General features: G+C 74.1%; 23 protein-coding genes. 14 read left to right on the top strand and 9 right to left on the bottom strand.

The features are described from left to right. The first annotated feature begins 1,751 nt into the window (after positions 1–1,751). Positions 1,752–3,017: an MFS transporter gene (locus DMB38_RS15850; protein WP_240662282.1), complete on the top strand. Its 1,266-nt coding sequence runs from the start codon at positions 1,752–1,754 to the stop codon at positions 3,015–3,017. A 70-nt stretch (positions 3,018–3,087) separates the two neighbouring features. Further along, complete coding sequence (locus DMB38_RS15845; protein ID WP_125935744.1) at positions 3,088–3,921, top strand: S1 RNA-binding domain-containing protein; 834 nt, start codon at positions 3,088–3,090, stop codon at positions 3,919–3,921. Between the two features lie 70 nt (positions 3,922–3,991). Here DMB38_RS15845 and DMB38_RS15840 read toward each other — a convergent pair whose 3' ends face one another. After that, positions 3,992–6,067, bottom strand: a complete 2,076-nt coding sequence (locus tag DMB38_RS15840; RefSeq protein WP_125935743.1) for a heavy metal translocating P-type ATPase — start codon at positions 6,065–6,067, stop codon at positions 3,992–3,994. A 100-nt stretch (positions 6,068–6,167) separates the two neighbouring features. Between DMB38_RS15840 and DMB38_RS15835 the strand changes: the two genes are divergently transcribed. The 3 genes from DMB38_RS15835 to DMB38_RS15825 all read left to right on the top strand — a co-directional run bounded on the left by DMB38_RS15835 (position 6,168) and on the right by DMB38_RS15825 (position 8,003). Continuing rightward, the gene (locus DMB38_RS15835) at positions 6,168–6,581 is read left to right on the top strand and encodes a metalloregulator ArsR/SmtB family transcription factor (protein WP_125935742.1); all 414 of its coding nucleotides are present in this window, start codon (positions 6,168–6,170) and stop codon (positions 6,579–6,581) included. A 76-nt stretch (positions 6,582–6,657) separates the two neighbouring features. Then, positions 6,658–7,242, top strand: coding sequence for a DUF6153 family protein (locus DMB38_RS15830; protein ID WP_240662280.1), 585 nt, complete (start codon positions 6,658–6,660; stop codon positions 7,240–7,242). Between the two features lie 134 nt (positions 7,243–7,376). Continuing rightward, entirely contained in the window at positions 7,377–8,003 is a 627-nt protein-coding gene (locus tag DMB38_RS15825; RefSeq protein WP_125935741.1) for a DUF305 domain-containing protein, read from the top strand. A 36-nt stretch (positions 8,004–8,039) separates the two neighbouring features. Here DMB38_RS15825 and DMB38_RS15820 read toward each other — a convergent pair whose 3' ends face one another. Together DMB38_RS15820 and DMB38_RS15815 are read right to left on the bottom strand one after the other, a co-directional pair. Continuing rightward, entirely contained in the window at positions 8,040–8,624 is a 585-nt protein-coding gene (locus DMB38_RS15820; RefSeq protein WP_125935740.1) for a hypothetical protein, read from the bottom strand. Between the two features lie 24 nt (positions 8,625–8,648). Next, on the bottom strand, positions 8,649–9,692 hold the full coding sequence (locus DMB38_RS15815; protein ID WP_125935739.1) for a DUF5685 family protein: 1,044 nt from the start codon (positions 9,690–9,692) through the stop codon (positions 8,649–8,651). A 138-nt stretch (positions 9,693–9,830) separates the two neighbouring features. Here DMB38_RS15815 and DMB38_RS15810 point away from each other — a divergent pair, with 138 nt between their 5' ends. Together DMB38_RS15810 and DMB38_RS15805 are read left to right on the top strand one after the other, a co-directional pair. Further along, positions 9,831–10,421 carry an RNA polymerase sigma factor gene (locus DMB38_RS15810; protein WP_125935738.1) on the top strand — a complete coding sequence of 197 codons (591 nt, stop codon included), beginning with the start codon at positions 9,831–9,833 and terminating at the stop codon, positions 10,419–10,421. Positions 10,422–10,432: 11 nt separating this feature from the next. Beyond that, positions 10,433–11,053, top strand: a complete 621-nt coding sequence (locus tag DMB38_RS15805; RefSeq protein WP_125935737.1) for a hypothetical protein — start codon at positions 10,433–10,435, stop codon at positions 11,051–11,053. A 124-nt stretch (positions 11,054–11,177) separates the two neighbouring features. On the opposite strand, the gene DMB38_RS15800 is transcribed toward DMB38_RS15805, so the two are convergent. Next, entirely contained in the window at positions 11,178–11,573 is a 396-nt protein-coding gene (locus DMB38_RS15800; protein ID WP_125935736.1) for a nuclear transport factor 2 family protein, read from the bottom strand. Between the two features lie 88 nt (positions 11,574–11,661). On the opposite strand from DMB38_RS15800, the gene DMB38_RS15795 reads away from it, so the two are divergent. From DMB38_RS15795 to DMB38_RS15780, 4 genes are all read left to right on the top strand, one after another. Further along, complete coding sequence (locus DMB38_RS15795; protein ID WP_125935735.1) at positions 11,662–12,492, top strand: helix-turn-helix transcriptional regulator; 831 nt, start codon at positions 11,662–11,664, stop codon at positions 12,490–12,492. Between the two features lie 107 nt (positions 12,493–12,599). After that, on the top strand, positions 12,600–13,262 hold the full coding sequence (locus DMB38_RS15790; protein ID WP_125935734.1) for a response regulator transcription factor: 663 nt from the start codon (positions 12,600–12,602) through the stop codon (positions 13,260–13,262). Next, positions 13,253–14,443 carry an ATP-binding protein gene (locus tag DMB38_RS15785; RefSeq protein WP_125935733.1) on the top strand — a complete coding sequence of 397 codons (1,191 nt, stop codon included), beginning with the start codon at positions 13,253–13,255 and terminating at the stop codon, positions 14,441–14,443. Before DMB38_RS15790 ends, DMB38_RS15785 begins: the two co-directional genes overlap by 10 nt. 208 nt (positions 14,444–14,651) lie before the next feature. Then, positions 14,652–14,855: a cold-shock protein gene (locus tag DMB38_RS15780; RefSeq protein ID WP_047016605.1), complete on the top strand. Its 204-nt coding sequence runs from the start codon at positions 14,652–14,654 to the stop codon at positions 14,853–14,855. 102 nt (positions 14,856–14,957) lie between these two features. Here the strand turns inward: DMB38_RS15780 and DMB38_RS15775 are convergent, their stop codons facing one another. Continuing rightward, positions 14,958–15,179 (bottom strand): hypothetical protein, encoded by a 222-nt coding sequence (locus DMB38_RS15775; protein ID WP_047016604.1) that lies wholly within the window; start codon positions 15,177–15,179, stop codon positions 14,958–14,960. Positions 15,180–15,346: 167 nt separating this feature from the next. Between DMB38_RS15775 and DMB38_RS15770 the strand changes: the two genes are divergently transcribed. From DMB38_RS15770 to DMB38_RS15760, 3 genes are read left to right on the top strand one after another with little or no spacing between them, the layout of a single operon-like run. Further along, positions 15,347–16,534 carry a CE1758 family FMN-dependent luciferase-like monooxygenase gene (locus DMB38_RS15770; protein WP_125935732.1) on the top strand — a complete coding sequence of 396 codons (1,188 nt, stop codon included), beginning with the start codon at positions 15,347–15,349 and terminating at the stop codon, positions 16,532–16,534. After that, entirely contained in the window at positions 16,534–17,034 is a 501-nt protein-coding gene (locus tag DMB38_RS15765; RefSeq protein WP_240662278.1) for a MarR family winged helix-turn-helix transcriptional regulator, read from the top strand. The genes DMB38_RS15770 and DMB38_RS15765 overlap by 1 nt, the downstream gene beginning before the upstream one ends. Further along, positions 17,031–17,711: a CE1759 family FMN reductase gene (locus DMB38_RS15760; protein WP_125935730.1), complete on the top strand. Its 681-nt coding sequence runs from the start codon at positions 17,031–17,033 to the stop codon at positions 17,709–17,711. Before DMB38_RS15765 ends, DMB38_RS15760 begins: the two co-directional genes overlap by 4 nt. Before the next feature lie 4 nt (positions 17,712–17,715). On the opposite strand, the gene DMB38_RS15755 is transcribed toward DMB38_RS15760, so the two are convergent. The 4 genes from DMB38_RS15755 to DMB38_RS15740 form a co-directional block, all read right to left on the bottom strand. Further along, positions 17,716–18,285 (bottom strand): DUF1648 domain-containing protein, encoded by a 570-nt coding sequence (locus DMB38_RS15755; RefSeq protein ID WP_206337698.1) that lies wholly within the window; start codon positions 18,283–18,285, stop codon positions 17,716–17,718. Between the two features lie 80 nt (positions 18,286–18,365). Then, the gene (locus tag DMB38_RS15750) at positions 18,366–18,842 is read right to left on the bottom strand and encodes an SRPBCC family protein (RefSeq protein ID WP_125935729.1); all 477 of its coding nucleotides are present in this window, start codon (positions 18,840–18,842) and stop codon (positions 18,366–18,368) included. A gap of 1 nt (position 18,843) precedes the next feature. Continuing rightward, the gene (locus DMB38_RS15745; protein WP_240662276.1) at positions 18,844–19,095 is read right to left on the bottom strand and encodes an acyl carrier protein; all 252 of its coding nucleotides are present in this window, start codon (positions 19,093–19,095) and stop codon (positions 18,844–18,846) included. Between the two features lie 49 nt (positions 19,096–19,144). After that, on the bottom strand, positions 19,145–20,380 hold the full coding sequence (locus DMB38_RS15740) for a ketosynthase chain-length factor (RefSeq protein ID WP_276314993.1): 1,236 nt from the start codon (positions 20,378–20,380) through the stop codon (positions 19,145–19,147). Positions 20,381–20,417: the final 37 nt, after the last annotated feature.

Raw genomic sequence — 20,417 nt, 5'->3', positions numbered from 1 at the left:
ATCCTCCCGCCGCGTCCTTCTCCTGGACTCGCCCCCATCGGCGCGGAGGAATGGGCCGCAACTCGCGGTAACGCCCCCATCGAACCGGGGCAAATCGCCCGCCGGGCCGGACTTTCGCCCATCCGCATGCACTCGCCTCACTCCGGGCGGGTCGGCTCGCCTCAAGGCGGGTCGGGTGCGGGAATTCGAGCAGAACTCGCGGTGCCCCCGCTGGGAACTGGGGCAAATCGCCCTCGTGGGGCGACTTTCGCCCATCGACGCGCACGCGGCCGATTCGAGGGCCGTTGGCCGCTGTTCGTGGTGTCTGGGCGGAGGAATTGGGTCGTAACTCGCGGTAACACCCCCGGATCCGGGCCGAATCGGCCCCCGGAGCCGACTTTCGCCCGACGACACACACGGGCGGAGGCCCGGACCGCGGGAGCCCGCGGCCGGTTCTGCCCGGCGCCGCCCCGGGGCCTCCGCCTGCCGGAGGGACCGGTGACCGGGCCGAGCCCGGATCCGTGGGGCCGCCCCCGTCCGGTGGGGGAGCGGCGAGGAAGTGCAGCCCGCCTCCGGCCTCCGCCCACGTCGGCCGAGGGAGACCGGTGATCGGGACAGACCGGGCGCCCGGCGGCCCGGCTCCCGTCCGCTGGGGGCCTCGGCGATCGGGAGGCACCCCGGGCCCGGCCCCCTCCCGCCGGAGGGGGGATCGGCGATCAGGGGAGACCCCGGCGCCCGGCAGCCCAGCCCCCGTCCGGCGGGGCCACCGGCGATCGGGCCCGGCCCGCCTCCGTCCTCCGCCCCACGCCCGCCGAGGCAATGGCGATCGGCGAAGCCCCGGCGTCTGGGGTCCGGCCCCCGTCCGCCAGGGGCATCGGCGCTCGGGGAAGACCCGGCGCCCGGCAGCCCGCCCCCCCGTCCGCCGAGGGGATCGGCGATCGGGGAGACCCTGGCGCCCGGCAGCCCGCTGCCCGTCCGCCGGGGGATCGGCGAGCGGGCCCGACCCGGCACCGATGCCCGCCCCCGTCCGCCGGGCACGGCATCCGTAGTGCCAGTCGGAGGGTGCCCGCTCCCTCCGGGCCACCCTTAGCTGCCGGTCTTTTACGGGCCGGAGTCCGGTGTCAGGGGTGGGGCGAAGCCCCATCGCGTAGCGACGTTCCCGGAGCGAAGCGGAGGGGACGCCCTTGACGCCGGGCGGAGGCCCGCACACTCACAAGCGGGGTGGCCCGGGGGGAGCCCCTGCGACGCCCTTTTCCCTTCGCCGCTCCCCCCGTACACCGGCTCCCTCAGCGAAGCACCGCCGGCCCGGCGCCGTACCCCCGTACCCGGCCCGCGCAGACACGACGTACCAGCTCAGCGCCCTGCTGCCCCCCGCGCTGTCAGAGCAGGCGCATACCCTTGGGCGGGTGTGAGGGGATGTACGGGCGAGTCGATGTGCGGGCGAGTCGATGTGCGGGCGAGGGGACGTGCGGGCGAGGGGACGTGCGGGCAAGCGGACGTACGGGCGCGAGCGGGCGTAACGGGAGGGGACCCATCAGCCCCCGCGCACACCTCGGGCGGGTGCGTGGGTGAAATGTTCCCCCCCCGCCGGTTCCCGGCCCGCCTGTCTCCGCCCCGCCGGTTCCCAGCCCGCCTGTCCCCGCTGCGCCCCCGCCCCACCCCCGCCCGCCCGCCGAAGTCGCCCACCCGCAAATTCCGTTGACCCCCGCCCGCCCCGGCGCAAGAGTGGTCGTCCGGCAGGGGTCGGTCGGCGGCGTGCCTGGGGCGGTGTGGTGGCTGGTTCGGAGATGGCCCGCAAGCTGCGTGCCGGGGGTGCCGGGGATCCGCCTTCCCCCACGCCCCTGTGGACGACGGACTTCCGGCTCTTCTTCACCGCCCGCACCACCTCCCTCCTCGGCGACGCCATGCTCCCCGTCGCCATCACCGCCGCCGTCCTCGGCGCCGGCTACGGCGCGAGCGGCGTCGGCTACGCCCTGGCCGCCCTCGTCGCGCCGTTCGCCGCGCTGATCATCTTCGGCGGCGTCCTCTCCGACCGCTTCGGTGCCCGGCGGCTCATGGTCCTCTCGGACGCGGCGCGGCTCGTCTTCCAGATGGCGCTCGCCCTGCTCTTCCTGGTGGGTACGCCCCCGCTGTGGCAGATCCTCGTGCTGCTCGCCTTCGTCGGCGCCGGCAGCGCGCTCTTCCAGCCCGGCGTCGCCAGCATCACGCCGCGCGTCGCCCGCGACGTGCAGAAGGCCAACGCCACCCTGCGCATCGCCGAGTCGGTCACCCTCGTGCTCGGCCCGTCGCTCGCCGGGCTGCTGCTGGCCGTCTCCTCGCCCGCCGTCGTCGTCGCCCTGGACGCCGTGACGTACGCGGTCAGCGGCGCCTGCCTCTTCGCTCTCCGCGCGGTCCCCAGGGGCCCCGGCAAGGCGGCGCGCGAAGGGGCGCCCTCGTTCCGGGCCGATCTGGTCGAGGGCTGGCGGGAGTTCTCCGCGCGCACCTGGCTGTGGAGCGTCATCGTCGTCTTCATGCTCTGGCAGCTCGCCGGGGCGGGCCCCACCACGACCCTCGGCAACAGCACCCTCGTCACCGACTACGGCGCCTCGACGTTCGGCCTGGTCATGTCGTCCCTCGGGGCGGGCAGCGTGCTGGGCGGGCTGGTCGCGATCCGGCTGCGCCCGCGGCACCCGCTGCGCGCCGGGGCGCTGTCGATGACCCTGTGGGCGCTGATGCCGCTGGGCGTCGCCCTCGGGCTCTCCGCGCCGCTGGTCGCCCTCTGCTACGGGGTGAGCGGTATCGGCGCCGCCTTCTGGATTGTCATGTTCCATACCAGCGTGCAGACGCACGTCCCGCAGGACGTCCTCGGCCGGGTGCACGCGTACGACGCGGCGGGGTCGCTGGTGATGAAGCCGGTCGGCCAGGCGGCGGCGGGACCGCTGGCGGGGGTGGTGGGCACGGTGCCGCTGCTCTTCGTGTCCGCCACGATGGCGGTCCTCACCTGCCTCCTGCTCCTGGCCATCCCGGCGGTACGGGGCCTGCGGCGCGTCGAACGCTAGCCCGCCGCGGCAGCGTGACCAGGCCACTTCCCGGCCCAGTCGCACGGCTCCCCATGAGAGGCTGGACGGCATGGGGGCAGCGCCGGACGATCAGACTTCCCGGGAGTTCCTGGCAGGGATCCGCGTGGGCGATATCTGCAGCGGGTCGGTCGCAGAGGTCACGCGGTCCCGGGGGGTGGCGGTGACCCTGGACGGGTTCCCCACGTGCCCGCTGGGGACCGTCTGGCCGGCGGACGTCTCCTGGCGCCGGAATACGGCCGTGGCCGTGAAGGCCGGCCAGCGGATCACTGCTGAGGTGATGGCCGTTGATCTGGATGAGGGCCAGGTCCGGCTGGCGATGACCGCCACCGAGAATCCGGAACTTTGGGCGTTCCTGAAATCACGTCACCGCGGGGAGATCCTTTCCGGTACGGTCGCGGCGATCGAGCGGTTCGGCGTGTTCGTGTCGCTCGACGACGGCCCTGACCACCCGGTCTTCCCCGGCGTCGGGTTCATCACCATCCCCGAACTGTCGTGGCGCCACATCGACGCAGCTTCGGACGTCGTTCGGGTCGGACAGCACGTCTCATGCGAGTTCCTCCAGTTCGACGACTGGAACGGAGAGGCACGGCTGTCCCTGAAGGCGACGCAGCCGGACCCTTTCGCGGCGTTCGCTGAAGGGACTGCGGTGGGTGAGACGTTGCACGGAAAGGTCACCAAGGTGGTCCCGTTCGGCGTCTTCGTTCAGGTCGCCGACGGCATTGAGGGACTGGTCCGTCCACGAGAGCCCACGCGAACGCCTGTGGAGACTCCGGAGGACGTCCTTCAGGCCGGCGACGAGGTCACGGTCGTCGTCACGGAAATCGACCGACAACGACGTAGGCTTGCACTCTCCCGACGTGAGGTCCCACCCGACATCCAGTGACCCCCGCGTGTCGCCGCCGGGAGCGCGCGGCGCCATCTGCTGGACAGGGCCACGTCCCCGCGGCGGGGGTTCACCGGCCCTCGGCCGCCGCGCGCCGCCATGCCGCGGTGCGCAGCAGCCGCAGCCCGTTGAGGCCGACCAGCACCGTCGAGCCCTCGTGGCCGGCGACGCCCAGCGGCAGCGGCAGGTGCCAGGCCAGGTCCCAGACCACCAGGCCGGCGATGCACACCCCGGCGATGACGAGGTTCTGCACCACCAGGCGGCGGGCCCGGCGGGAGAGCGCGACGACGGCGGGGACGGCGGTGAGTTCGTCGCGTACGACGACGGCGTCGGCGGTCTCCAGGGCGAGGTCGGAGCCCGCGCGGCCCATGGCGACGCCGGTGTGCGCGGCGGCCAGGGCGGGGGCGTCGTTGACGCCGTCGCCGACCAGCAGCACCCGCCGGCCGCCGGACTGCAGCGCGCGTACGGTCTCGGCCTTGTCCTGCGGCAGCAGCCCCGCGTGGACGTCGGCGGCGGCGATGCCCACGCCGGCCGCCAGCCGGTGCGCGGCGGGCGCGTTGTCGCCGGTGAGGAGGAGCGGGGGCGCCCCGGTGAGCGCCGCCAGGGCGGCGACGGTGCCCGGGGCGTCGGGGCGGGTGCGGTCGGCGATGCCGAGGACGCCGACCGGCGTGCCGTCGCGGGTGACGACCACGGCGGTACGTCCCTCGCCTTCCAGCTCGCCGGCCGCCTGCCGGGCGGCGGCCGCCGCGTCCGGCGGGGAGTCCGGTGAAGCGCCCGGTACGGGGCCCGAGTCAGGGCCGGAGCCCGAGCCCGGGCCCGAGCCCGGACACGGGTCCTTGCCGCGCAGTCCCGCCGGGCTGCCGACCGTGACGCGGGCGCCCGCGACCGTGGCGGCCACGCCGCGGCCCGGGGCGGCGGTGAAGTCCCGTACGGCCGGGACGGGCAGGGCCCGTTCGCGGGCGGCGGCCACGACGGCGCGGGCGAGGGGGTGTTCCGCGGGGTGCTCGGCCGCCGCCGCGAGTGCGAGCAGGTCGTCCTCCGTCATCCCCGAGCCGTCGAGGGGCCGTACGTCGGTGAGATGGGGCCGGCCCTCCGTCAGGGTGCCGGTCTTGTCGAGCGCCGCCAGGTCGGCCTGCCCCACCTGCTCCATGACGACCGCGGACTTGACCAGCACCCCGTGCCGTCCCGCGTTGGCGATGGCGGAGAGCAGCGGCGGCATCGTGGCCAGCACCACCGCGCACGGCGACGCCACGATCATGAACGTCATTGCCCGCAGCAGCGTGGACTCCAGTTCCGCGCCGAGGAGGAGCGGCACGGCGAAGAGCGCCACCGTGGCGGCCACCATGCCGATCGAGTAGCGCTGTTCGATCTTCTCGACGAAGAGCTGCGTAGGCGCCTTGGTCCGCGACGCCTCCTCGACCATGGCGACGATCCGGGCGATCACCGAGTCCGCCGGGTCGCGCCCGACCCGTACGGTCAGCGCGCCGGTGCCGTTCAGGGTGCCGGCGAACACCTCGTCGCCGGGCTCCTTGGGCACCGGCAGCGGCTCGCCCGTGATGGTCGCCTGGTCGGCTTCGCTCGCCCCGTCGAGCACCCGGCCGTCGGCCCCGATGCGGGACCCGGGCCGGACGAGGATCACGTCGCCCACCCGCAACTGCCCGGTGGGTACGTCCTCTTCCGTACCGTCGGCCGCGACGCGGACGGCGGTGGCGGGGGCGAGGTCGAGGAGGCCGCGTACGGAGTCGGCGGTGCGGGCGGTGGCGATCGCCTCCAGCGCGCCGGAGGCGGCGAAGATGACGATCAGCAGGCCGCCGTCCAGGAACTGCCCGAGGGCCGCCGCCCCCAGCGCGGCGACGACCATGAGCAGGTCCACGTCGAGCGTCTTGTCCTTCAGCGCCCGCAGCCCCGACCAGCCTGGCTCCCAGCCGCCGGCGGCGTACGTCAGCGCGTAGAGCGGGCCCCAGGTCCACGCGGGGGCGCCGAGGAGGTCGAGCGGGAGGGCGAGGAGGAAGAGCGCGAGCGCCGCGGCCGCCCAGCGGGCCTCCGGTACGGAGAAGGGCCCGGGGCGGCGGGGTGCGGCGGCCGGAGCCGGGGTTCCGGCGGTCCGGGCGGTCTGCGGGTCCGGCTGCGTGAGGGTGTGCGGCATCGCGGCGCGATCTCCCTGCGGGTGGCGGAGCTGCCTGACCGCCTCACCATACAGGAATGCATGAAGAGGTATTCATGTGTGGTTTCAGTACGATGACGGCATGGGTCACGGAGCCGCCACCCCGGGCGCGAGCGACGGCGGGCGCGTACGCCTCGACGCCGCCACCGCGCAGAAGGTGGCCGCCACGCTCCAGGCCCTGGCCACCCCTTCCCGGCTGCTGATCCTCGCCCGGCTGCGCGAGGGCCCGCTGCCGGTCTCGGAGCTGGCCGCCGAGGTCGGCATGGAGCAGTCGGCCTGCTCCCACCAACTGCGGCTGCTGCGCAACCTCGGCCTCGTCACCGGCACGCGCCACGGGCGCTCGATCGTCTACGCGCTCTACGACGACCACGTCGCCGAACTGCTCGACCAGGCGCTCCACCACACCGAGCACCTGCGCCTCGGCCTCACGGACACCCCCGCGGGCACCGGCCGCGACGACCTGCGCGACGAGGAATCGGCCGCGGCGCGGGGGTGACCGGGCGGGTGCCCGGGGCGCGGCGGCTTCCCGGACCGGTGCCCGCGCTGTCGGTGGGGGTGCGTACGCTGGCGGGGTGACCGCGAGCATCCGCATCGGACCGCGCCGCCGCCCCGCCGGGCGGCTCTTCGTGCTGCTGGTGCTCGCGGTGCTGGCGGGCGTGCTGGGCATGCACGCGCTGGGCCCCGGCGGTGCGCCGGCCGCGGAGCGGCCGACGGCCATGGCGCCGGGCCACGGCGGGACGGAGGCGCGGGCGGCGATGGTGGCGCAGACGCCTCTGCCGGTCTCCGGGGCGCCGCAGGCTTCCGCGGGGCACGTCCCGGCGGGGCAGGCTCCCGCGGCGTTCGTCCCCGCGGCGCAGACCCCCGCGTCCCCCGCTTCCCACGCGCCCCCCGCTCCCCACGCGCCCGTGGCAGAGACACCCGTCGCCACGCCCGCCGGTGACGCCTGCTCCCATACCGACGGGGGCTCCGGGCACCTCTCGCACGCCGACCGTACGTGTGCCGCCGCCGGTACGGCCTCCGCGTACGCGCCGCCCGCCCTCGCCGATGCCCTGCCCGGCGCTCCCGCCGCCGCGCCCGCGCCGATCGCCGGGCCGGCCGCCGGGGTGCCGGACCGGGCGCCGCCGGATCTCGCCGAGCTGCAACTCCTGCGGATATAGCGGCGGCCCGCACGGCCATCCCCGTACGACCCTCGTACGCCGCCCTGTGCAGGGCCCGTGCCGTGCTGCCGCATGCCAGGACATCCGTACGTTCCGCGCGCCCGCAGCGGCGCGCGCGAAGGAGTTGCACAGTCATGATCCGCACACGTTCCCTGTTCCGCCGCGGCGCCGCGGCGGCGACCGCGGGCGCGGTCGCCCTCCTCCTCGCCGCCTGCGGCGGCAACGACGACGAGTCGGGAGACCACGGCAAGCACGGCGGCGCTTCCGCGTCCGGCCCCGCCGCCTCCCAGAAGGAGCAGAACGCCGCCGACGTCACCTTCGCCAAGGGGATGATCCCCCACCACCGCCAGGCCGTGGAGATGGCCGACCTCGCGCCCGAGCGCGCCGCCTCCGACGAGGTGAAGAAGCTCGCCGCGGAGATCAAGAAGGCCCAGGACCCGGAGATCGAGACGCTCTCCGGCTGGCTCACCTCCTGGGGCGAGGACGTCCCCGCGGAAGGCGAGATGGACCACTCCATGCACGGCTCCGCCGGCGGCATGATGTCCGCCGAGGACATGAAGAGCCTGGAGAAGGCGGAGGGCGCCGCGTTCGACACCGCCTTCATGGAGATGATGATCGAGCACCACGAGGGTGCCGTCGCCATGGCCGAGACCGAGCAGGCGGACGGTGCGTACCCGCCGGCGAAGAAGATGGCCGGGCAGATCATCAGCTCCCAGGAAGCCGAGATCGACGCGATGAAGTCGATGCTCGACAAGGGCTGACCGCGGTACGCGCGTAGGGCGGGCGCGGCGCCCGCCCTACGCGTACCGCAGCGCCCGCCGCCGGCCCGACACGATGGCCACCAGCGAGACGCTGAGCGTGAGGACGTACGCCGCGAACGCCCAGGCCGCCGGGGACCACGAGGTGATCGTCAGCAGGGTGACCGTGGCGCCGGTGCCGACGAGGACGTAGAAGAGGAGGTTCTCGGAGGCGGGGTCGTGCCACGCCTTCACGACGGTCGGCAGCGCCGCCGCCGCGTCGGCCGCCACGGCGAACACCACGGCCAGCGCCGCCTCGCCGAGCCCCAGCCACGCCCCGAGCGCGGCGCAGGCGGCGAGAGCGCAGGCGAGGTCGAAGGCCCCGAGCCGCGCCAGGTTTTGCCGGGTGCACACCCCGGTCACCACGACCACGAGCGGACCGGCCCCCGCCACCAGGGTCTGCACCGCGGGCAGCCCCACACCGGAGTCGAGCTGCGCGGAGAACGCGATCAGCGGCACCGCGGCCCACAGCGACCACGTCACGAGATTCGGCCGCACGGTGCCGCGCACGATGGCGAACGCGTACCGGACACTGCCCGCCATCCCGAGCACGGCGCTGACGAACACCCAGCGCGGATCGATCACCCCGAGCCCCCTCCGCCCCCGGGTCTAGCAACTGCAGTCGCAGCAACCGCAGCAGTCGCAGCAGTCGCCGTCGCAGCCACAGCCGTCGCAGCCGCCGCAGTCGCAGTTGCTGTGCTTCTCCTGCTTCGCTTCCTCCTCCTCGCTCTCCTCGCCCTTCCCCAGCGGTACGAACTCCGGCGGCGGCGGGCCGAACCCGCCGCCCGCGTGGGCGAAGGTGCGGCGGACCGCCCGTTCCAGCTCGCCGACCAGCAGGGCGCGGACCAGCCGGTCGTCGGTGAACTCCGCGTCCGCCAGGGCGAGTGCCACGCCGCGGGTCGCGTCGTCGCACAACTGCCGTACCCGGGCGGGGGGAGTGCCCGTCGCCGTGATCGGGTTCCACGCGCCCGTGCGGCGGTCGTCCTCCGCGTCCTGGACGGCGTCCAGGAGGTGCGCGACCCGGCCGAAGAGGCGGCCGGCCTCGGCCAGCGCCGCCTCGTTCCCGGGCCGGCCCGCCAGCTTCGCGGTGTGCGCGAACGCCGCCGCCGTCGCCAGCTCCGTCGGCTCGGTCACCACCAGCACCGACGTGCCGGGCCCCGCCAGCGCCTCCACCTCCCGCTGCCGCTCCACCGCCTCGACGAGCACCCCGGTGTCGAACCCCAGCCCGGCGCCGCCCCGGGCCCCGGCCGCCTCCCAGCCCCCGGCCACCCGCTGCGCCGGGGCGGCCAGCACCGGCCGCGCCAGCGCCCCGTCGCCGTCGGCGACGTGGTCGCGGATCTTCGCCGAGGCCAGCAGGAGCGACACCACCGCCGCCAGTTGCGCCCCGTCCCCGTGCGCCACCTCCGCCCGTCGCATCCGGCGCAGCGGGCACGGTCCGGCGGTGCGCCAGCCGCCGCCGGCCTTGCCCTCCGCCGGGGCGGCCTGCGCGTCGTACAGCACCGATATGAGCAGCCCGTCGTGGTTGGTGGCCGCCCGCGCGACCTGCCCGCCCTGGCCGCGCAGCGCCAGGCACAGCCCGCACAAATGCCCCAGCCACTCCTTGGCGAGCCCCTTCGGCAGCCGGCAGCGGCACGGCCGAATGATGCCGAACATGCGTCTCCCCTCCCGCATTCCCCGTGTCCAGTGGAAGACGAGGCTACGCGCGCCCGGTTCGCCCGCGGTGGCGCGCGGTAACGCTTCTGGGCCCGCCGGCCAAGTGCGTGATGTAGGCAGGGGTTGAAGGGATCACACATGGTCAGCAACTCGGGTGAGGCGGTCCGCCGGATCGGCACGGATCCCCAGGCGTTCGAGGCGTTCTACCGCGCGCACGTCGAGGCGGTCGAGCGGTTCATCGCCCGCCGGATCGCGGATCCGCATCGTGCCGCGGATCTGACGGCGGAGGTGTTCCTCGCCACGATCGAGTCGGCCGAGGGCTACAAGCCGTCCCGGGGGGCGCCGGTGGCCTGGCTGTACGGCATCGCCCGCAACGTGCTGGCCGGCGACAGGCGGCGCAGCGCGCGCGAGCGTGACGCCGGTCTGCGGCTGGCGGGGCGGCGGCTCGTCGAGGGGGACGACATCGCCAGGCTGGACGACCGAATAGTCGCCGAGGCACAGGCCAGGACGCTCTACGAGGCGATGAGCCGACTGCCCGCCCACGAACGGGCGGTGCTGGAACTCGTCGCGGTCGACGGCCTGAGCGTCAGCGAGGCGGGCAAGACGCTGGGCATCCGGGCGCCCACCGCGCGGGTCCGGCTGCACCGTGCCCGCCGCCGGGTCCGTGACCACTTCGGAGCCCCCGTCTCACCGCCGGCCGTGTCGGCGGCTTCCGGACCGAGACAGTAGGAGGTACCACCATGAGCAAGTCAGAGGGCCCGATGGGCGGCTTCGAGGAGCGGCTGCTCGGCGAGCTGAAGCAGGTCGTCGCAGCGCGCGCCGCGGAGGAGGGCGCGACGGCCCGGCCGGTGGCCGTGGCCGCACGCGCACCGCGCCCGCGCCGCCGGATGTGGGCCGGGCTCACCGCCTCGGTGGGCGCAGCGGCGGCCGGTGCCGCCGCCTTGGTCGCCCTGCCGGCGATGGGGGGCTCGGCCGCGTACGCCGTCGAGACGAACGACGACGGGACGGTGACGGCGACCATCAAGGAGTTCACCGACGCCGAGGGGCTGGAGCGGCAGTTGGAGGAGCACGGCGTGTCCGCAGAGGTCGACTATGTGGAGTGGGGACAGGAGTGCCAGCCCGAGCGAGGCGAGAGCGCCACCCGCGACTTCCTGCTCAAGCAGGGCGCGCCGCCGCCCGAGGCCGACGGCCCGTACACCTTCACCGTCCGCCCCGCCGACTTCAAGCCGGGGGAGACGCTCGTGCTGGAGACAACCCTTGAGTGGCAGGGCGATGCGATCACCGGCATGGGCTGGGGCTTTCAGTTGGTCACCGGCCCCGTGGCGCCCTGCAACCCGACGGCCATTCCTGACGAGGACTAGCCGGTCAGGTGCGTGGGCGGCCTACGGGCGAACGCCGGAAGGAACGGCCAAGCCCTGACCGTCCGGCGCAGCGCGCCCCCGGCCATGTCCAGCGGGCCGGGGGCGCGTGGTCCGTACGGAACGGTCAGTTCCCCGCCGGCTCTTCCCACCACGACAGATGGGCGGCGGCCCGCGCCGCCGGCTCGATGATCTCCCAGGCTTCCGCGATCAGCCCGTCCTCGATCCGCCAGACGTCGGCCACCGTGATCTCCGGCCCGTCGTCCGGGAGCCACCGCCGGGAGTGCATGACGACGTGGTCGCCGTCGGCCAGCAGGTGGTGGATCTCGACCCGCATGCCGGCGAGCGGGGTGAGCGCCGCGCGTACGGCGGCGAGCCAGGCGGTCTTGTCCGAGGTGGTCGCGTCGGGCCGGTGGTGTACGAAGTCATCGCTCAGCAGCGGCGCGAGGCCGTCGGTGCTGCCCGTCTCGACCAGAGCGGCGAGTGCCTGCCGGACGAGGGTCTTGTTGCTCTCTGCGGTCATGGGACGCAGTGTTTCCGCGGTCGCGGCGGCTGTCGATGACATGGCATTTCATGGGCGTACGAGGCCGCGGTGCGTACCCTCGGGGACCGTGCCCACCATCGGTGACCTCCTGCGGCAGTGGCGGCACCGCAGGCGGCTCAGCCAGCTCGACCTCGCGCTCGCCGCCGGCGTCTCGGCCCGCCACGTCAGCCTCATCGAGACGGGCAAGACCAACCCGAGCGCCGCCATGGTGCTCCGCCTCGCCGACCATCTCGCCGTGCCGCTGCGCGAGCGCAACCGGCTGCTCCTCGCCGCCGGCTTCGCCCCCCGCTACCCCGAGCGGCCCCTGGACGACGAGGCGCTGGCGGCGGCCGGGGCGGCGGTCGCCCGGGTGCTGCGCGCCCACGAGCCGTACCCCGCGGTGGCCTTCGACCGCCGGTGGAACATCCTGCGCACCAACCGCGCGGTCGAGCCGTTCTTCGCCGGCGTCGACCCCGCCCTGCTCCGGCCGCCGGTCAACCTCGTCCGGCTGGGACTCGACCCGCGCGGCTTCGCCCCGCTGGTGGTCAACCTGGACGACGTACGCACCGTCTTCCGCGCCCGGATCCGCCGCCAGCTCGCCCTCGCCCCCGACCCGGAACTCACCGCGCTCTACGACGAGCTGCTGGCTCCCGGCGCCGCGGACCCGCCGGACCAGGACCCGGACCCGGCCGGCCCCGGCCCGGCGGTCGCGTCCGACGTCGTGATCCCGATGGTCCTCCGCGTGGCCGGGCGGGAGCTGCGGCTCTTCTCCACCATCACCACGTTCGGCACGCCGGTGGACATCACGCTGGCCGAGGTCGCCATCGAGTCGTACTACCCGGCGGACGCCGAGACCGCCGCCTACTTCGAGGAGCCCGGAGGACGCCCGCGCCCGCCCGCGCCGGGTCCCGCGGAGTGACCGGTTAGGGCGGGAAAGCGACCCGGCGCCTGCGGCCGGACAGCGCGCGTGACAGCGGCGTCAGCGCACTTACGCGGCTGCAATCGCCGTCCTGCTTCGATGGGGCGATGAGAGTCCTGGTAGCGGAGGACCACCGCATCCTGGCGCGTACCGTCGCCACCGGCCTGCGCCGCCAGGCCATGGCGGTCGACGTCGCCCACGCCGGCGACGAGGCCGAGCGGATGTGCCTGCACACCGCGTACGACGTGCTGATCCTCGACCGCGACCTGCCGGGCCTCAGCGGCGACGAGGTGTGCCGGCGGCTGCGCGCGGCGGAGGGCCCGCCGCGGATCCTGATGCTGACGGCCGCGGGCGAGGTCACCGACAAGGTCTACGGGCTGACCGCGCTCGGCGCCGACGACTACCTCGCCAAGCCCTTCGACTTCGCCGAACTCGTCGCGCGGGTACGCACCCTGAGCCGCAGGGCGCGGAAACCCGCGCCCGGCGCGCTGGAGTTCGCGGGCATCGTCCTGGACCCGGTCCGGCACCGCGTCCACGCCCGCGGCCGGCCCGTGGACCTGACGCCCCGGGAGTTCGCCGTGCTGCACCTGCTGCTACGGGCCGGGGGCGCGCCGGTGCCGCACGACACCCTCGTCCGTACCGTCTGGGACGAGCACCTCGATCCGCGCACCAGCGCCGTCCGCGCCACCGTCAGCCGGCTGCGCGGCAAGCTCGGCGGCGGCGGCGTGATCGCCGCCGACACCGGAGAGGGCTACCGGCTGTGCGGCTGAACCCCCGCGCGCTGCTGCGCCGGCTGCCGTTCCGCGCCCGCCTCACCGCGGCGATCACCGGCCTCTTCCTCCTCACCGGCACCGGCCTGCTGGCCTTCGTCGTGGTCCTGGCCCGGCACGGGACGGCCGAGAAGGTCGAAGGACTGGACATCTCGTACCACTCGACCGCCGGCCCGCCGCTCACCGGCACCCACCCCACGGACGCCTCCGGGGCGCGGGCCCCCGGCGACTACGCCGAGATCAGGAAGATGGCGGAGACCGTCCAGGCCGTCCAGGACACCGCGCTGCGGCAGATGGTCCTCTGGTCCGCGGTCGGCGTCCTGGTCCTGGCGCTGCTGGCCGGGTTCCTCGGCTGGTGGCTGGCGGGCCGGGCGCTGCGTCCCGTCGCGTCCATGACGGCGGCCGCGCGCCGCATCAGCGAGCAGAACCTGCACCAGCGGCTGGCCCTCACCGGCCCCGACGACGAGCTCCACCGCCTCGCCGACACCTTCGACGCCATGCTCGACGGCCTGGAACGGGCCTTCGAGAGCCGGCGGCGCTTCGTCGCCAACGCCTCCCACGAACTCAAGACGCCGCTGGCCGCCCAGCGCGCCAGCCTCCAGGTCGGCCTCGCCGACCCGCTGCCGGAGCACCTCGCGGAGGTACGCGCCGACCTGCTCGCCACCAACCGCGAGGCGGAGCGGCTGGTCGACGCGCTGCTGCTGCTCGCCCGCAGCGACCGCGGCCTGGACCGGACCGAACGCGTGGACCTCACCGCCACGACGCGCCTGGTCGCCGCGGAACTCGCCGCCGCGGCCGGGGAGCGGCGGGTCGACCTCACCGTCGAGGCGGCGGACGCCGCGCCCGTACGAGGGGACCGCGTCCTGCTGCGGCACCTCCTGGCCAACGTCGTCCGCAACGCGGTCCAGTACAACCGCCCGGGCGGGCACGTCCGCGTACGCGTCGAGGACCGCACCGTGACGGTGGCCAACACCGGCCCGCCCGTCCCCGCCGGCACGATCCCGGCGCTCTTCGAGCCCTTCCGCCGCCTCACCCCCGACCGCACGGCCGCCACCCCCGGCCACGGCCTGGGCCTGGCCATCGCCGCCTCCATCGCCGAGGCCCACGCCGCCGCCCTCACCGCCGCGCCGGGCCCGGCGGGTGGCCTGACGGTCACTCTCCGTTTCCCGCCGCCGCCCTGAGGCGAACGGCCGCGGCCGTTCGGATGGCTGTGTTAGTCTGAAGTAGTTGCAGTTGTGGTTCCCATTTACTTTGTGTGCGCCCGTCGGCTCTGACCTCGGGCGTATTTTTGTTTTTCGGTGCTTGCTCCGGATCGGGAATTCATCGCGGCGACGCGGGATCATGCACACGTATGCCCCCGGTATGCCCCCCAAGAAGGAGACACAAGCCATGGCAAACGGCACCGTGAAGTGGTTCAACAGCGAAAAGGGCTTCGGATTCATCGCCCAGGACGGCGGCGGCGCCGACGTCTTCGCGCACCACTCCAACATCGACGCGCAGGGCTTCCGCGAGCTGGTCGAGGGCCAGCAGGTGGAGTTCGACGTCGTTCAGGGCCAGAAGGGCCTGCAGGCGGAGAACATCCGCATCGTCTGATCCGGGACGACGCGGCGTAAGCCGTAGCGCAAGGGGCCGTGCCGCAGGGCACGGCCCCTTGCTGTGCGGTACGCGGTCATCGGACCGCCCGGCCGCGTGCTTTCAGAGCTTTTCCATCTGATCGTACGGAGCGGTGACCCGGACTTGGCACGAGCCGAAGTCGACGAGCATCGCGACGCCGTTCTCGGCGGCGACGATCGTGCCCAGGCCGTACCGGTCGTGTGTGACCTTGTCGCCGGGCGCGAACGTCTTGACCGCGGGGACGACGGGCGCGTCGAAGGGGCTGGTGGGCAGGTGGCGCCGAGGCGCGGATGCTTTTTTCATCGGAAGCCCAGTATGGGCCGCCGAGGCCGCCCGCGTCCCCTCCGTGCGTGATCCGTCCGCATCCGCGCCGCGCGCCCACCCCTCCCGGAATACATGAGCAGTCATGTTGTTGAGGGGGTACGCGCCCACGCGCCCCGGCGGACGCGCGGAGTGGAGAGGAGAGGATCATGCAGTTCGGGATCTTCAGCGTCGGCGACATCGCACCCGACCCGCTGACCGGCCGCACCTACAGCGAGGCCGAGCGGATCGACAACATCGTCCGGGTCGCGAAGCGGGCCGACGAGGTGGGGCTGGACGTGTTCGCGCTGGGTGAGCACCACAACCCGCCCTTCATCCCGTCGTCCCCGCCGACCCTCCTCGGGTACATCGCCGCGCAGACGCGGCGCATCATGCTCAGCACCTCGGTCACCCTCATGACCACGAACGACCCGGTGAAGATCGCCGAGGACTACGCCATGCTCCAGCACGTCGCGAAGGGGCGGCTGGACCTGATGGTGGGGCGCGGCAACACCGTGCCGGTCTATCCGTGGTTCGGGAAGGACATCCGCGAGGGCGTCGGGCTCGCGCTGGAGAACTACAACCTGCTGCACCGGCTGTGGCGCGAGGACGTCGTCGACTGGGAGGGCAAGTACCGCACCCCGCTGCAGGGCTTCACCGCCACGCCGCGGCCGCTGGACGACGTACCGCCGTTCGTCTGGCACGGCTCGATCCGCTCGCCGGAGATCGCCGAGCAGGCCGCGTACTACGGGAACGGCTTCTTCGCCAACCACATCCTGGCGCCGAACTTCCACTTCAAGCGGCTGGTCGACCTCTACCGGCAGCGGTACGCGCACTACGGCCACGGCACGCCCGAGCAGGCCATCGTCGGCCTGGGCGGGATGTCCTTCATCGCCGCGCGGTCGCAGGACGCGGTGGAGCGCTTCCGCCCGTACTTCGAGAACTACCCGATGTTCCGCGGGTCCCGGCTCGAAGACCACATGGCGGCCACCCCGCTGACCGTGGGCAGCCCGCAGGAGGTCATCGACAAGGTCCTCACCTTCCAGGAGGGCTTCGGCGACTACCAGCGGCAGTTGTTCGCGCTCGACGGCCTCGCGCTGCCGGTGGAGACGGCGCTGGAGCAGGTCGAGCTGCTGGGCACCGAGGTCGTGCCGGTCCTGCGCAGGGAGCTGGAGTCGCGCCGGGCGGAGGGCGTGCCGGACGCGCCGACGCACGAGTCGCTCGTCACCGCCAAGTACGGGGACGCGGAACCGCGCCAGCCGCGGCCGAACCCGAACCGCGGCGACAACCTGTCGGGCACCATGCCGTACCAGGACAGCGACCCGGCGGTGCGGGCCGAGTTCCCCGTGGTGCGGTGATGGCGAACACCACGCGGATCGCGCTCGCGGCCTGGGAGTCGTTGCTGCGGGCCCAGGCCACGATCGCCCGCGAGTTCGAGTACACCGGCGACTGGGGCGACGTGCTCCCGCGCGAGTACGCCGTCCTGCACGCCCTGTCCGACGCGGAGGACGGGCGCCGGATCACCGAACTGATGGAAGACGCGCTGCTCACCCAGGCCGGCGTGTCGCGCCTGGTCGCCCGGCTGGAGACCCGGGGGTACGTCGAACGCCGCGACGACCCCGACGACGCCCGCGCCTGCCGCGTCGCGCTCACCGCCCGGGGCCGGGATACGTACCGCAGCCTCGGCCGCGCCCACGCGCGGCAGGTCCGCGAGGTGATGACGCGGGCCCTGGACCCGCAGGCCATGGAGACCCTGCGGGAGCTGACGGAGGCCCTGATCGCCGCGAGCCCCCGGCCCACCTCCCGCCCCGACCCCCGCCCCAGCGATGCCCGATCACAGCGAAGGAGGCCGACATGAGCACGGAGCGCACGATCGTCGTCATCAACGCCGGTGTCAGCGAGGAGTCCTCGACCCGCCGGCTGGCCGGCCGGATCGCGCAGCAGAGCATCGACACCCTGGCCGCGGCCGGCATCCCGGCCACCGTGACGATGCTCGACCTCGGGCCGCTGGCCACCGAGATCGCGCGCTCCCTCGTCTCCGGCTTCCCCACCGAGGCGGTGAGCGAGGCGATCTCCCGGCTGGCCGGGGCCGACGCGGTGATCGCGGCCACGCCCGTCTACAAGGCGGGGATCAGCGGTCTCTTCAAGTCGTTCGCCGACCTGATCGACAACGACCTGCTCATCGCCGTGCCGGTGATCCTCGCGGCCACCGGCGGCACCGCCAGGCACGCGATGGTCACCGACGACCAGCTCCGCCCCCTCTTCGCCTTCCTCCGCGCCCTGCCGGTCCCCACGTCGCTGTACGCGGCCCCGGAGGACTGGGGCTCCCCGGAGCTGGGCAGGCGGATCGGCCGGGCGGCGGGCGAACTGGCCGTCCTGCTCCGTACGGACGCGCCCCGACAGATCGCCGACGACAACTGGACCGGCTACCAGCACCGGTTCGCCGGCCAGGCCACCCGCGCGGAACAGGGCGCGGCGGACGTCGACTTCACCACCGACCTGATGCGCCTGGCCACCGGCGGCCAGGCACCCTGACCCCTCAAGCCGTCCGCCCCCGCGCCCTCTTGGCCCGCGCGTCGTACCGCCAGGCCAGGAGGAGGGGGACGAGGGACAGCACGAAGGCCGCGATCGTGACCGGGAGGATCCAGCCGGGGACGGCGGCGGTCTGCGTCGTACGCCACTGCGTCCAGCACGGCGGCAGGAAGCCGAGGCCGAGGCCGGCGTTGAGCAGCAGCAGCGCCCGGGCCAGCCGGTGCGCGGAGGCGGCGGTGGCGGGGCGGTTGACCATGGACCCGCCGGCCCGCGCCCACGGGTCGCGCGGCTCGGGCAGCGCGTCGAGCGGCGTGGTACGGGCCGCCGCCGCCGCGCAGGCGACGAGGACCAGCGTGAGCCCGGCGTACACGAAGACCGGCAGGAACACCGTCCACACGCTCTTGTCCGTCCAGGCGTCCACGCCTCCCGGCCCGATGTGCTGCGGCACCCGCCCCGGCACCTCGGGATACCGCAGCACGCCCCAGACGGTCATGGCCCCCAGCACCACCGCACTCGGTACCAGCCATCCCCACGGGAACGCCTGCCGTCCGGCTGCGGTGGTGGTGTCGGTCGCCACGCGGCGCGCCCTTCGTCCGGGGTCTGTCGTACCTGGCCCCCAGTGTGCGACATCGCCGGCGGGCGCGCCGGTCCCGGGGGTCAGCCGGCGGGGGCGCCCTCCTGCCGGCTGCGGTGCGCCGTTTCGACGATCTCCTTGATCCGGCCCATGTTGATCTCCGACATCTCGTTGAGATGCGCGGTCATCTGGGCGTTGTCGTACGGGGCGCCTTCCTTCATGTCGAATTCCTGCACCCAGCGCAACTCGGTGCCCTCGCCGGTCACGCGGTAGCTCCAGTGCAGCTTCATGTAGACGAAGGGGCCCGTCTCGATCCGGTGCGCCTCGACCGTGAGGGACTCCCGGTCCGGGGCGCGGTGGGACACCCATTCCCACACCCGCCCGTTCGCGTCCGGGTGCGTCCTGATCCGGAAGTCGATGCCGTCGTCCGTGGTCCGGAGGATCTCCGTCTCGGCGTAGCCGGCGAAGAGATCGGGCCAGGACTCGACGTCGTTGGTCATGGTCCACACGAGGTCGACCGGGGCGTCGATCACGATGGCGTGTTCGGTGCGCGCTCCCATGTCAGGCTTCCCTTCCGGAGACTGCTTCGTTGATGAGCCGGAGCGTGCCCCCGGGAGTCCGCATCTCGCTCTCCGCGATCTCGACGCCGAGGGTCTGCTTGATGCGGGCGGAGAGTTCCAGCAGGGCGAGCGAGTCGTAGCCGAGTTCGTCGAAGGCCATGTCGGCGATGTCGCCGCTCAGATCGGCCACGTCGGATTCTCCGGCGCAGTCTCTGATGAGAGCGACGAGGTGCGAGAGGGTGAAATCGGACACGGGTGACCTCCTAGGGGTGTGGTGTGTCCGGTACGGGCAGGGCCCGCGGTCAGCCGTAACGGCTGAGGACCAGCGCCGAGTTGAAGCCGCCGGCGCCGCGGGCGACGACCAGCGCGTGGCGCACCGCCGTCTCGCGGGGCCCGTCGAGTACCAGGTCGATGCCGAGGCCGGGCGCGGGGGAACGGGTGCCGGCGGTCGGCGGGATGACCGAGTCGCGTATGGAGAGCAGGGCCGTCGCCACGTCCAGGGCCGCGCCGCCCGCGTAGAGCCGGCCGGTGAGCGTCTTCGGCGCGGTGACGGGGACGGCCGACGGGCCGAAGACCCGTACCAGCGCCTCCGCTTCCGTCCGGTCGGCGGCCGGTACGCCGAGGGCGTCGGCGAAGACCACGTCGACGTCCGCCGGGTCAAGCCGCGCCTCGTTCAGCGCCCCGGTGATCGCCGCCGCCAGCGCGGGCGGCCGGCCGGAGCCGGGCCGGGGGTCGAACGTCGAGGCGTGTCCCGCGATCCGCCCGTAGATCCCGGCGGCGTTCCGGCGCAGCGCCGTGTCCTCCCGCTCGACCACCAGGAGCGCCCCGCCCTCGCCGGCCGCGTAGCCCGCCGCGTCGGCGTCGAAGGGCAGATAGGCGCGCTCCGGTTCCGTGGCGGTGCTGAGCAGCCCGGTGGGGAGCTGGACGGCCAGGCCCCACGGGCAGAGCGGGGCGTCGAAGCCGCCGGTCAGGGCGGCGCCGAGGGTGCCCGAACGCAGCAGGCGTGCGGTCTGGGCCGCGGCGTCGAGGGCACCGGCCTGCTCCGAGACGAAGACCGAACTGTGGCCCCGCAGGCCGTGGCGGATCGAGACCTGGCCGGTGTTGACCGCGTAGAACCAGGCGAACGACTGGTAGGTGCTGACCCGTTCGGGCCCCGTCCCCCAGAGTTTCTGCAACTCCCGCTGGCCGAACTCGAAGCCGCCGCAGGCGCCGGCCGTCAGCACGCCCAGGTCGTACTCCCCGAGGCCGGCCGCTCCGGGTCCTGACGGGCCCGGGTCCCCCGGCGCCAGACCGGCGTCCGCCAGCGCCCAGTCGGCGGCGGCCAGGGCGTAGCGCGTCATGCGGTCGGTCTGCGGCAGCATGCGCTGCGACAGCAGGGCGTCGGCGTCGAAGTCGAGCACCTCGCCGCCGACGCGCACCGGGTAGGCGCGCGCGTCGAAGCGCTGGATGAGGCCGATGCCGCTCGCGCCGGCGAGGGTCGCCTCCCAGTACTCGCCGGTGCCGATGCCGTTGGGCGCGACGATGCCGACTCCGGTCACGACGGCGCCCGCCGGCGCGGTGCCGGCCTCCCCGGCG

The organism is Streptomyces sp. WAC 06738 (genome assembly GCF_003945505.1).
Classification (GTDB): domain Bacteria; phylum Actinomycetota; class Actinomycetes; order Streptomycetales; family Streptomycetaceae; genus Streptomyces.
This window is presented reverse-complemented; position numbering and strand designations above follow the sequence as displayed.

Excerpts from the sequence above, each read along its gene's own strand:
- DMB38_RS15845 (WP_125935744.1), top strand. The coding sequence starts at position 3,088 with ATGGGGGCAGCGCCGGACGATCAGACTTCCCGGGAGTTCCTGGCAGGG.
- DMB38_RS15840 (WP_125935743.1), bottom strand. The coding sequence starts at position 6,067 with ATGCCGCACACCCTCACGCAGCCGGACCCGCAGACCGCCCGGACCGCC.
- DMB38_RS15835 (WP_125935742.1), top strand. The coding sequence starts at position 6,168 with ATGGGTCACGGAGCCGCCACCCCGGGCGCGAGCGACGGCGGGCGCGTA.
- DMB38_RS15825 (WP_125935741.1), top strand. The coding sequence starts at position 7,377 with ATGATCCGCACACGTTCCCTGTTCCGCCGCGGCGCCGCGGCGGCGACC.
- DMB38_RS15815 (WP_125935739.1), bottom strand. The coding sequence starts at position 9,692 with ATGTTCGGCATCATTCGGCCGTGCCGCTGCCGGCTGCCGAAGGGGCTC.
- DMB38_RS15810 (WP_125935738.1), top strand. The coding sequence starts at position 9,831 with ATGGTCAGCAACTCGGGTGAGGCGGTCCGCCGGATCGGCACGGATCCC.
- DMB38_RS15805 (WP_125935737.1), top strand. The coding sequence starts at position 10,433 with ATGAGCAAGTCAGAGGGCCCGATGGGCGGCTTCGAGGAGCGGCTGCTC.
- DMB38_RS15800 (WP_125935736.1), bottom strand. The coding sequence starts at position 11,573 with ATGACCGCAGAGAGCAACAAGACCCTCGTCCGGCAGGCACTCGCCGCT.
- DMB38_RS15790 (WP_125935734.1), top strand. The coding sequence starts at position 12,600 with ATGAGAGTCCTGGTAGCGGAGGACCACCGCATCCTGGCGCGTACCGTC.
- DMB38_RS15780 (WP_047016605.1), top strand. The coding sequence starts at position 14,652 with ATGGCAAACGGCACCGTGAAGTGGTTCAACAGCGAAAAGGGCTTCGGA.
- DMB38_RS15775 (WP_047016604.1), bottom strand. The coding sequence starts at position 15,179 with ATGAAAAAAGCATCCGCGCCTCGGCGCCACCTGCCCACCAGCCCCTTC.
- DMB38_RS15770 (WP_125935732.1), top strand. The coding sequence starts at position 15,347 with ATGCAGTTCGGGATCTTCAGCGTCGGCGACATCGCACCCGACCCGCTG.
- DMB38_RS15765 (WP_240662278.1), top strand. The coding sequence starts at position 16,534 with ATGGCGAACACCACGCGGATCGCGCTCGCGGCCTGGGAGTCGTTGCTG.
- DMB38_RS15760 (WP_125935730.1), top strand. The coding sequence starts at position 17,031 with ATGAGCACGGAGCGCACGATCGTCGTCATCAACGCCGGTGTCAGCGAG.
- DMB38_RS15750 (WP_125935729.1), bottom strand. The coding sequence starts at position 18,842 with ATGGGAGCGCGCACCGAACACGCCATCGTGATCGACGCCCCGGTCGAC.